This window comes from Streptomyces verrucosisporus, assembly GCF_017114865.1.
Taxonomy (GTDB): domain Bacteria; phylum Actinomycetota; class Actinomycetes; order Streptomycetales; family Streptomycetaceae; genus Streptomyces; species Streptomyces fenghuangensis.
Genome location: NZ_JADEYH010000052.1, coordinates 1 through 11,470 on the forward strand (window position 1 = coordinate 1; position 11,470 = coordinate 11,470).

The following is an 11,470-nucleotide window of genomic DNA, read 5'->3' on the forward strand; positions in this document are numbered from 1 at the left end:
GCGACGACCTGGACGTTCATGCCGTGCTTCCGGTGTTTGTGGGAGTAGTACGGCTCGTCCGCGGCGATGCGGTCGATGGGGATGAGCGTGCCGTCGACGATGACGAAGTCTCCTTCGCCCAGGCCGACGAGTGCCTCCTGCAGGCCGGGCACCCAGGAGGCCAGAACCTCGAGAGTCTCGTCCACGTACCGCCAGGCGGTCGCGGTGGAGATCCCGAACCCCGCCGCGAGCTGGACCAGCGTCTCGTTCTTGCGCAGGTGCACCAGCGCCAGCAGAGCCTGGTGGAAACAGCCCGGCTTGCGCCACCGCGTGCCGCGTTCACGCCTTCGGGCATAGATCAGCCACGAGACGTGCTCGACCAGCTCATGCGGGACGCCGAGCGTGGCTCGATACGGGACCAAGCGAGGCTCCTCGGACAAAGCGTGGTGCGTAGAGAACACCATCGCAACGACCAGGAGCCTCGCCTCGTCACACCACCCAGCTGACCTGCATCATCATGCCTACAGGGCAGGATGAAAACGGTTCAATAAGACCTACTCCGCACCCTCATGGAGGGTGACGTCAAATTCAACTGCATTGAATTCCATCACCCCCGGCCCATCACTACAGGAGAATTTATAACGGCCGCGGCCGCGGGTTTCACAGACAAGCCCCGCACTGCCGAGCCATGCCTCTCTTTCACCGAATCGACCACGCCAACAATTCCATACAGAAAGACCTGCTTCCCCTCTTCCAGTGACCCGAAAATCAACTTCCCTAGGAGCTGAATCCATCCAGAGGACAATTCCGGAGTGGCGCACGCCGTTGACCTCCAGTTCACCCCCCTTGACTTCCAGACAAATCCCCTGCACTGGTTCGCACTTAAAGTTCCGAACGAAAATAAACCCAGAACTCCCCCCCTCTTCAATTGGAATTTCGTACGCCATTCGAACGGTTCGTCCGCCGACATTGACAGGCTTCCCCTCCGATGCGCGAAACAATTCATCCAATCGGGGAAAGTTTTCCTCGCTCATCATTACCTCTTTTTCAGTTGGCGGTATGGGTCACGGAGTGCATGTTCTTTGGGCCAACGCGGCGTCAACAGCATTCCGCCATCTCGGTTCGGTATCGGCTCGTGGCTCAACTCCATAGATTCCTTGGTGCCGTCTGGTGTCATACGCTGCGGAGCTGAACCACGCTTCATGCGAGCCACGTTTGCTGCTCCCCACTGATCCGCTGCATCCGGCTCTGCAGCCTCATTCTTCCAGAACCGCTTCCGCATGGTCGAGAGCGTTGGAGGCTTTCCGTTTCTACCAGGGAGAGAGTAGTCGTCACCGACGCGCCACCTCTTGTATGATCCTGCAGTCCTTGCGCCGGCCCCGGCTATACCCGCCCCTACAGTAGGGCCAGCCGTGATGCCTCCGCCATCATGCCCCACTAGGGATTCAACAAATCCAGGGGGAGAGTTAAAGAGTTCAAAAGTAAAGAAAGCGCGCTGCTCTCTAGTGCACTCCAGTACAGCGTAACAAACATCACTCCCTGCTATAGCCGCATGCTGGATAGGGGCTAGACCCGCGTAAGCGCGATTTGCCGAGATGGCCTTGTAGGCACGACTGAAAGCCTGCTCGAAACCATCCGGTTCGGGGCCAGGGATTTGCAGGGCTTCGAACCAAGTCACATCAGCATTAGAGGAGGAATTTCCGCCGCCGCAATTGCTGTTGCATGGGTGGTTTCTCGTGGGGGTTGGTGCGTTCCCGAGGGTTTTTCCGTTTCCGCCGTGGTGGTCAGGCTCGGGCATAGGGTCACCGTCGTCGGGACATGCCTCTTTGCCTCCGCCGCAGTCGAGCCCGAGTCCAGTGGGGTCCGAGAAAGTGAGGGGGTTGTTGATGCTGTAGCTGTAGCCGTTGAGGGTTTGGGCCTTGTCGGTTTCCAGGAGGGGGTCGACGCTGATGAACTGGCCGATGTCTGGGTCGTATTGGCGGGCGCCGATGTGGGTGAGGCCGGTGGTGGCGTCGTCGGTTTTGCCGAGGAATCCCTTGTCGTCGGGCCAGGTGCCTCCGGTGGGGGTGCCGCGTTCGGCTCCGAAGGGGGATGTGTAGCGCTTGGTGAATTCCTGGGTGCCAGGTGTGATGGCCAGGCTGGAGGTGTTGTGGTGGTCGCTGATGAGGTAGGTGAGTTTGTTGGTGCCGGAGGCGTTGGTGCGGACGGCGACGGTCAGGTCGCCGGCTGCGTAGTGGCGCTGGGCCCAGGTGGTGCCGTCGGCGCGGAGGTGGAGTTCGGTGGCTCCGGCGTACAGCACCCGCTCGCCGTCCTCGGTGTCGCGGATGAGGAGGGTGCCGTCGGCGTCGTAGAGGTAGTCGGTGGAGGTGGCGTCCTCGGTGAGTTGGGTGAGTCGGCCTTCGCTGGACCAGGTGAGGTCCTGGGCGGCGGCCTCGCCGGGGCGGGTGCGGGTGTTGCCAGTGGCGTCGTAGGTGTAGGTGCGATTCGGGTTGGTGCAGTCGGCACCGGTGGTGGTGCTGGTCAGGGTGTGGGGTTGGTCGCCGGTGTAGCAGTAGGTGGTGGTGGTGTCGCCGGTGGTCTTGTGGACGGTTTCGCTGGCGCGCTGGCCGGCGTCGTTGTAGGTGTAGCTGGTCCAGTAGGGGGCCGGTCCGGAGAGGCTGTCGGCACTGCGGGGGTCGGCGCAGTTCTGGGAGGCGGGGGTCCAGGCTTGGGTCAGGCGGCGGTGGCCGTCGTAGGCGAAGCACTGGGTCTCGGCTGCTCCGGTGCCGCCCAGGGTGGTGGGGTCGGTGATGGAGGTGACGTTGCCGGCGTCGTCGAAGGCGTAGTTGAGGTCCTGCAGCATGTACGGGTGGGTCTGGTCCGTGACGTGGCTGCGGGTGAGCCGGCCGGTGCCCTCCTCGAAGGTGTTGGTGATGTAGGTCTTCTTGTGTCCCTCGACGCTGGCAGTGCCGAGGGTGAGTTGCTGGGCCTGGCCGAGGGCGGAGTAGTCGACGTCCAGGAGATAGCCGGTGGCGCCGCCGATGGAGGTGACGCCGCCCAGGTCGTTGTACTCGTAGCCGATGATCTCCGAGGGCAGGCCGCCGAGGGCGGGCTCCCTAGTGTTCTGGAGGGTGCCATCGAGGTTGTAGTAGCTGGCGTACTCCAGCGTGGCGGGTGCGCCGGCCTGGACGAAGGGATCGGTATCAGGCAGTTCCAGGGCTGCGGCCGTGGGGCGGTAGAGGCTGTCGTAGGTGGTGACCTTTTTGGTGTAGGCCTGACCGTTCACGCCGCCCACGTAGCGGGTGGAAGAAGCGGGCTGTCCCTTCAGGACGGTGTCGTAGGTACGGGAGGTCAGCTGGTTGGCATCGGTCTTCTCCCCGGCCCAGGTGCCGGTGGTCCGCCCGAGGTCGTCGTAGGCGGTCAGGACGCTCTTGCCGCGGGCATCGGTGGTTTTGACGGCCCGGTCGAGGAGGTCGTAGACGGTGGTGGTTTCGCCCTTGTCCGGGTCGTCGGCACTGACCTGGCGACCGAACAGGTCATAGCCATAAGACCACCGGGCACCGTCGGGGCCGGTGATGCTCTTCTGCTGATCGTCCAGGGTGTGAGTGAACTTCACCGAGGCATACGGCAGGCTGGGACCGGTGCCGTAGTCGGCATCGGCCGGAGCCTCGCCAGCGTACTCGCGGGTCTCCACAGTACGCCCGCGGGCGTCGGTTATGGTTCGCTGCGCCGAGCCGCCGTCCAGGGCGGTGGTGGCGGTGGAGTCACCGGTGTAGCTGGTGGTGATCGACCACTTCTCCACCCCGCCGACGTACAGGGTGCTGGTGGTCGGCCGTCCGGCGCCGTCGAAGACGGTCTCGGTCTGGCGGGGGGCATCGCCGTACTCGGCGCGGGTGTAGGTGCCGTTGGGGGTGCTGGTGGTGTCGAAGATGTCGGCGTAGTTCTCGTAGGCCAGGCCGCGGGTGTTGTAGCGGGTGTCGGTCAGCAGCCGCCCGCCGTCCGGGGTCGGGGACTGGGACTGCAGCGGGCGCAGCAATGCGTCGTAGAGCGCGTAGCTGGTGTTGTAGGTGTCCCCGTCTCTCTTCAGCGCTGAGGTCGACACCCAGGACGGTTCGGTGCTGGAGAGGTGGTAGGCGAACTTGTGGTTCGGGTTGTCGATGCTGCTGACGCGGTTGGGCAGCCACACCTGGGTCAGGCGGCCAAGGGCGTCGTAGCTCTGTTCGGTTTTCTTCGAGTTCGCGTCGTAGGTGCGCAGCGGCACTCCGCGTCGGGCGTCGAGGAAACTGACGGTGCGGTGTCCCAGGGGGTTGGTGACGATGGTCCTGGTCAGCGGACCGGCCTCGGCAGGGGTATAGGCGGTGGTGGTGGACTTACCGGCGGCGTCGGTAACCGATACCGGACGGCCGAGGGCGTCATAGGACGTGGTACCGACTGTCTGCCAGCCGGTCGGGAGACGCTCGCCGGCGAGGTCGGCGGTGGCGGCGTAGCCGGTGGCCCGGCCGGCCCAGGTGGGCGCGCCCTTGGCCGGCGTCTGGTCCGCGCTCCAGCCGGTGGCCTGGGGATCGTCGTAGACGATGGCAGCGTCGTTCAGGACATCACCGCGGGTGGCCGAGGTGGCCGGCAGGTTCAGGCTGGTGTCGGTGGTCGAGCAGGAGCGGCCGACGGTGCGGGTGCGGGAAACCAGGCTGGTCAGGCCTTTGTCCTCGTTGCGGGCGTACCAGGTGCGGGTGCAGGTCTCGTCCCCGCCCTTGCCCAGCTCGCCGGAGTCACTGACCCTGACGGGCATGCCGTAATCGTCGAAGCCCGTGGTCACTGCCCGGGAGCGCCAGGTCTGGGAGGCGGTCAGGTAGGTGTAGGTGGTGGTCTTCTTCGTGCGCACGTAGCGGGCGATGTGGTCGCCGGCGCCGGGCGCGTCTTGGCGGGCGGTCTCGTCCGACCATGGGTCGTGGACGGTTGCGCTGATCGCGGTGGCACTGTCGTAGACGACCTGCTGCCGCAACCGCCCGGCATAGGGGGCACCGTCGGTGATGGTGGCGGCGCCCAGGTCGGGCGAGGCCAGCGGGGCGAGGGTGACCGAGCGGGTGGTGCCGTCCTTGCGCTTGTCCCCGTCCATGCCCTGCAGGTACAGCGAGACGGTCTTGGAGCGCGTTCCTCCCGCTGCTCCGGTGTGGGCGGTCACCTTCCGGTAGCCGCGCCAGTCCGACCAGGTCCGCTCGTCCTGCGGGGTCAGCGGGTCATCGCTGTAGTGCCAGGCCGCGCCGCTGTAGGTGTAGGCGTACTCGACGGCCTCGTTGTGCCCGGTGGGGTCGGAGACGACCACGGCCAGGACCCGGTACTTGTGGAACCAGTCCACCGAAGCGTCCGAGGAGCCGTTGATGTTCCAGTACTGCGGATAGCAGGAACGGGTGTTGGTGTCCTCAGCCGCACCGATGACCTCGCTGCGCACGCACTCGGGCGAGGAGAGGGTGACCTCGGTGATGGCGCCGGTCTCCGATGTGACGGTGGCAATGCGCGGGCGGGTCAGCGGCAGGATGTCATCGGTGGCGTCCACCCTGTTGGGGCGCATCTGGTAGGTGAACGAGATCGGGCTCAGCTCGATGGCGTCGGTGCTGGCCTTCCCGGTGCGCTTGATCGACGTCAGGGTCAGCACGTGGTCGCTGCTGTCGCCGATGTCACCGCCGTCGAGGTACTTCTGGGTCAGAGTCCAGGAGTCCACCGGCTCGTACTTCGCCGAAGCCGCCGACCAGGAGTGAGTGTGGACGCCGGTCAGGCGCTTACGCGTGAAGAACGATGGTCCGACCGCATCGCAATCGGTGTCGCCGTCGGAGCAGATCGAGTCGAAGGGGACGTCCGGCCAGTTGTCGGCGGTGTCCTGCGTCAGTGACGCACAGTCGGCGGCGGTGCACCGCTCGGCATAGGAGAAGGTGACCTTCGCATCGGCGTCGTCGGTGAACAGCTCGCCCTTGCGCAGCCCGTACTTGATCTCCTTCAGGTAGCCGCCGCGGGTGTAGGAGGCGTCGGCGTTGGTGGAGTTGTTCTTGCGGTAGTGGTTGGTCTCCTTGGCATACCAGTAGGTGGCGGCGTTGCCATGGATGTCCTCGACATAGTCCAGGTTCCACCGCCAGGCCTGGGTCAGCGACCGGCCAGCGAAGGTGCTGCCCTTGGAGTAGCCGGGCTCGCCGGAGTCGTCGCCGAAGACCGGGACGGTCCAGGTGGAGTGGGTGCGCTGGTCGGTGGCGCCGTCGAGCTTGTCCAGGCCGAAGACGTAACGGGTTCCGTCGCCGGTGACGACCGTCCAGTGCTCGCCGCTGTCGTCCCCGTTGTCGGCGCCAGTGGAGCGGGTGACCTTCGAGGCGTCGTCCCCCTCCAGCCGCCAGGTGCCGGAGTCGGTGTCCTTCACCAAGCGGTTGGACTTGCCGTTGAGGACCAGACGGGCGTTGTCGTACTTCCAGCACCGGTCGAGAACGTCCGCATGGCCGTCCTCCTCGCAGCTGACGTAGGAGCGCTCGATGTAGGACTCGGTCAGGGAGAAGCCCTCACCCACCGCCGTGCCCTGATTGTTGGTCGTGGCGGTACGGCCATCGATGCTGCCCGAGTCGTAGGACAGAGACAGTGACGGGGTGGGGCCGGCTGCCGCGGGCGGCAGCGTGAAGTTATGGGACCAGGTGAAGGCGCCAGAGCTGCCGCCGGCCTCCCATGAGGAGGACTCCGACAGTTCGGTCGCCGAGTAGTCACCAGTCCCCGAAGGGGACTCGCCCGAGCCTGCGGCCGCCGCAGTGAGAGCGAGCACGGTCGCCGACGAGGCGCCGTCGGTGCCCTGCGGGGACAGACCGCTGTCGTTCTCGGCGAGGGTGACCTGGGCGGAGACAGCCTGGGCGGTGATGTCGTTGTCGGATTTCAGCGGAGTCTGGGTGCGGCACTTCGCCTTCTGCGGTGTGGTCAGCGCGCAGGCGGGCAGCTGTACCAGGCGCAGCCGCTGTGCCCAGCCGCCGCCGATGGCGCTGGCAAAGGCGCTGTAGTCGATGCTCACCTTCGCCCGGCCCGCCGCGTCCGCCTCGGCGGTCAGCAGCACCCCGGTGACTCCGGCTTTCCGGGCGGTCTTCTGGTCCAGCACCGTGACACGGGCCTCGGCTGGCCCTTGGGGCTTGGCCTTAGCCTTGGCCTGTGGGCTCACGGTCACCGGCAGGCCTCCGGGAGAGGTCTTGCCCGGCTTGCCCACGGCGATAGGCACTGTCGCCTTGCCGGGTTTGGGCCATGACGCCTTCTGTTCGGCTTGGGCGCGTTTGGCCTGCTTGGCATTGGCCGCCTTGGCCTTGGCGGCCTTCTCCCGTGCCTTCTTCGCGCCCAGGCCGGTGACTTCCTTGACCTTGGCCACGCGCTGCTCGGGAAGGTCGGGGCGGCCGAGCCCACCCTCCTTCGCCTCGGCCATCGGTGCCAACCCGAGCGGCACCACCAAGGCCAGCGACACCACCGTCGCCACAGACCGCGCCCTGGGAGGCTTCCGCCTCCACAAGGGTCTCTTAGAGTTTTTTATGCCAAAAAACACAGCTGTTCTTTCCGTCCTGTCTCGCGGGAAGAGGGGGGGAGGTATGCCGTGGCCGGTGCGGTCACGGCATACGGCATCGGTGTGGGCGGCGCCGACCGCGCCGCCCACACCGATGCGGTGCGTCAATCGCCTACGCGGGCTTCCATCTGCCCGTGGCCGGCCATCGCGCCGGCCCACAGCCGCACATCGGTGATCCGGCCCGGCAGGTGGTGCTGCCAGGTACCGCTGGTGAAGCCCCGGCCGACCACGAAGTCGCCTGAGCCGACCTTGGCGGTGAACTCCCGCGCATCTCTGTTCTGGTTGTAGCCGAGGTAGAGGCTGATCTGGCCGGCCTGCGCGTCGAAGATGCCCGTCAACCGAACCTCGCTGTCCAGTGCGGCCGCCTCGGCGGAGGGCACGGAGCTGAAGGTGCCGTCGGTGTTGAGCCGGCCGAAGTGCCAGTTGCCGACCGGAACGGTGTGCTCTTCGAAGGTCTCCTCGTCGAGCACCGTTTTCTTGTCGGTCAGCTGGTACCACAGGCCCCACGCCGATCCGTCGGCGGTGCGCTGTCCCAGCACCTGGCCGATGTAGCCCACCGGCTTGGCCAGGATGTCGGCGCCGTCCAGTTCCACCTTGGTGGTCACCGTGAACGAACCGGTGTCGTCCACCAGCGGGCCCGTGGCCGAGGCCGCGTCGTCCACACCGTCCAGCACGATCGCCTCACCGTCCAGCAAGGCCCCGCCGGTCAGCGCCAGGCTCCTGCCGTAGCCGGAGGTGGTGTCCGCCACGGTGGTGCCGCTGCCGGTGGACGGATCCCAGTGCGCCACCAGTTCCACCCCCGCGTGCCCCTTGGAGATCATCAGCCGCGCATCGTCGGCGATCTCCTCGTCTGACAGAACTCGCTGCCAGACGGTGACCTCGTCAATGGAGCCGGAGAAAAATTTTTGGTAGTTTCCCGCCCACTTGTAGCGACCGATCTGAAGACCGCCGTTTGATGACCATGATCCGGCCGAAGAAGCGGTTCCCTGCAACTGACCGTTAACGTATAGCTTCAGTTTATTGTCAGCAGGGTTGTAAGTGCCTGCCAGGTGCGTCCAAGCTCCCACCGTGGCAGGTTTCAGCGCCGCTTTACCCCAGTACGCACTCCCCGTGTCCTCGTCTTTCTCCTTCACTCCGAAGTACCAGGTGTCATAGGGCTTTTCGTATGTGAGAACAAAGGGGCTGTAGTTTTGGCCGTCTTGGGACAAGATCACGCCTGTGGCGTCTTTGTCGTCCAGCCGAACCCAAGTAGAGAACGTGTACCCTGACCGCGTCTCCAGTACTGGGCCGGCGGTCGCCGCATAGGCGCTGGTGCCGTTCAGCGCGAGCCCTCGGTCGGTGACCGGGGTCTCCAGCGGTACGCCGTCAGTATCGTGGGTGATGACTCCGCGGCGCCCGCGGTCGTCACGCGCCGCGCCGCCGTAGAGGGTGGCGTCGTGCTGTGCCGCGCCGCCGCCTGTGCCGGAATCGACGGCCGCTCCGCTGGCTTCGTCGAAGTGCCAGCGGCCCACCGGGGCATCACCCGCTTTGACCAGGAAGTCGACGACGTTGGTCTCGCCATCGCGGCCCAGTTCGTCAAATGCCTTTACGTAGACCCGGTAGGTCCCCGAACGGGTTGGTGTGATCTTTGGTGAGGCGGTCGCGCCGTTCAGCTTCGCCGACCAGGTGCCCTCCGCGCTGATCTTGTACTGGTAGGCGGTGTTGGAGTCTCCCTCGGCGGGGCCGAACGTCAGGGTCGTTTCGACTCCGGGGCCGCCGTGCGCGGCGCAGTCGTTGGGGGTGCACTCGGTGTACGGGGAGCCGATGGCGACCGTGGGTGGTTTCGGGGCGGTCGGGTCGACGGTGAAGTAGCACCAGCCGGTGGTCGAGGCGTTGGACGGCCCGGAGAGGTAGCTGTTCCCGCTGTTGTAGTACGAGCGGACCCAGGCCCGGTACCGGTAGAGCGTGCCCTCGGTCAGCGTCGACCACGACCTGGTTAGTGCGCGATTGTCGCCCACGTATCCGGTGGACGGGCTCAACTGGCTGATGCCGACGGGCGGGGTGTCGGACCAGGTGCCGTCACCGTTCTGGTGGTCGATGTCGAAGTAGATCCGCAGCTGTGCTTCGTTCTCCCCGCCCGAGGCGGTCTGGGTCGTGGCCTTCAGGGCGGGTGTGGGGTCGGAGATGACGGCCGGGTCGGAGGCGTCCTTCTCGCACACCGTGCCCGAGCCGCTGGCCACGCCGATGTTGGTGGGCTTGGCCGGCAGGCCGACGTAGTCGACGGCGAGGACGGCGTCGTTCTTGAACCGCTTCCAGGCCGAGGTGTCGGTCTCGTCGTGGGCTTTGATCATCAAGGTGAGGCGGGAGAACTTGCCGGCGGCGAAGTCCCGCACGGTGGGGGTGAGGTTCTCGTTCGACTCGTCCGGGTTGTCGTTGAACTCGATCGGCGCGTCCGGGGAGTCCGGATCGCACAGTGAGCCGCGGCCGGCGGACACGTAGCGGTCGACCATCAGGTCCCAGCCCATCGGGCGGGAGGCCCAAGTGGTGGAGGAGGAGATGTTGTCCTTGGTGCGCACCAGGTCCACCCAGCGCGGATCGCACTGGAACGCCCACGGCTCGGTGACGCGGAAGGTGGCGTCCAGGACCTTCTTGCCCTTCAGACTGGCCGGGGAGAACTCGAAGTACAGGCGCTGCACGTAGCCCGGTCCGCAGTAGTAGCCGTTCCAGGAGCCGCACTTGCCCACTCCCTTGCCCATGCCGTCGCTGCCGTTGCCCCAGCCGTAGGACTCGTAGCCGTCGTTGCGCAGCAGGGTGCGCTCGGACTCGCCCCAGGTCACCGTCGGGTCGATGTAGAGGGGGAAGGCTTCAGGGGCAGTGGCGGTCAGCATCTCGGGGTCCGGCACCACGGTGAGGGTGTCCTGGGTGACCTCGACATCCATCCGGGTCACCGTGTCACCCGGCCCCGGCTCGGCCTCACCACTCGACGCCGCGTCGACCGAGCCCTCCGTCGTGGCCGCGCTCTGCAGCGCGGCTCCCGAGGGGGTGGTCTGCTGCTCACCGGCGGCTCCGGCGGAGTCCCACATCTGGGCGGGCGGCGCTCTGAAGACCGTTTTGCCGTCCGCGTCGACGGCAGCCAGGTTCCCTGCGGACCCTTCCCGGACTGTCAGCTCGCTGGTCTCAAGGGTGTAGTCGATGCGTTCCAGTTCCGGGCTGGCGGCCGCCTCGGGGGTCTTGACCAGTAGAAGGTGCCTGAAACCCTCGGTGGAGGCGGTCACCTGCAGATCGACGTCCGGCAGGACCTCGCGGTACAGGGCGCTGGTGCCGTCCAGTTCCGGTTCCGGCAGGTTCCCGGGCCAGCCCAGTTCCAGCGACCGCCCCCGGTTGGTGATCTTGGCCAGAGGGTCATTGTCGCCGCCGCCGGAGAAGACCATCTCCGCGGCCGATGCCTTCGGCCCCACGGTGCCGTCCGCCCGGGCCTCCAGCGTCGGGTCCGGCGCCTGCCATCCGCCGTCCGGCGTGGCCACCCGCACCGGCACCGAGGATTCCTCCAGGGTGAAGGTGAACCCGTCGGGGTTGGCGAACACCGTCGTGCGCTCGGACCGCTCGCTGGTGACCTCCACCCGCTGGCCGCTCTGCTGCGCCTCCGCCAGGGCCTGCTGGCCTTCCGACAGCGCCGGGGAATCCTCCGTCACCGTGGTGGCCTGGGCCAGCGAGATCGGCGCCATCGATGACAGCGCTACCGCGAGCGTGACCCCAGCGGCCTCGAGTATCCGTCTTCGAGACCGTCGTGCCGTGTTCACGGCACGACGGTCTCGCTTCATCCCCACCACAGGCCCACCCCAGCTCTACAAGATCTTCAAAGACCGGGAGACCTTACACGGTGCGTATATGGACACGTCAAGGTGAGTAACGCTTTGCGATCAAGGTCGCGGCCACCATCGCCACTCAACGGGTTCGCCCTCAACCTAT

Annotated in this window: 4 protein-coding genes; all 4 read right to left on the minus strand. The window is 66.3% G+C overall.

Annotated elements, in window-relative coordinates; translation table 11 throughout:
- Positions 1-443, minus strand: a 443-nt coding sequence (locus tag IQ279_RS27055; RefSeq protein WP_206351961.1) for a transposase family protein, incomplete at its 3' end; no start/stop codon positions are given.
- Positions 444-533: 90 nt separating this feature from the next.
- Positions 534-1,013: a hypothetical protein gene (locus IQ279_RS27060; protein WP_206351962.1), complete on the minus strand. Its 480-nt coding sequence runs from the start codon at positions 1,011-1,013 to the stop codon at positions 534-536.
- A 2-nt stretch (positions 1,014-1,015) separates the two neighbouring features.
- Positions 1,016-7,387 (minus strand): RHS repeat domain-containing protein, encoded by a 6,372-nt coding sequence (locus IQ279_RS27065; protein ID WP_206351964.1) that lies wholly within the window; start codon positions 7,385-7,387, stop codon positions 1,016-1,018.
- Positions 7,388-7,626: 239 nt separating this feature from the next.
- Entirely contained in the window at positions 7,627-11,226 is a 3,600-nt protein-coding gene (locus IQ279_RS27070; RefSeq protein WP_241028834.1) for a laminin G domain-containing protein, read from the minus strand.
- Positions 11,227-11,470 lie beyond the last annotated feature (244 nt).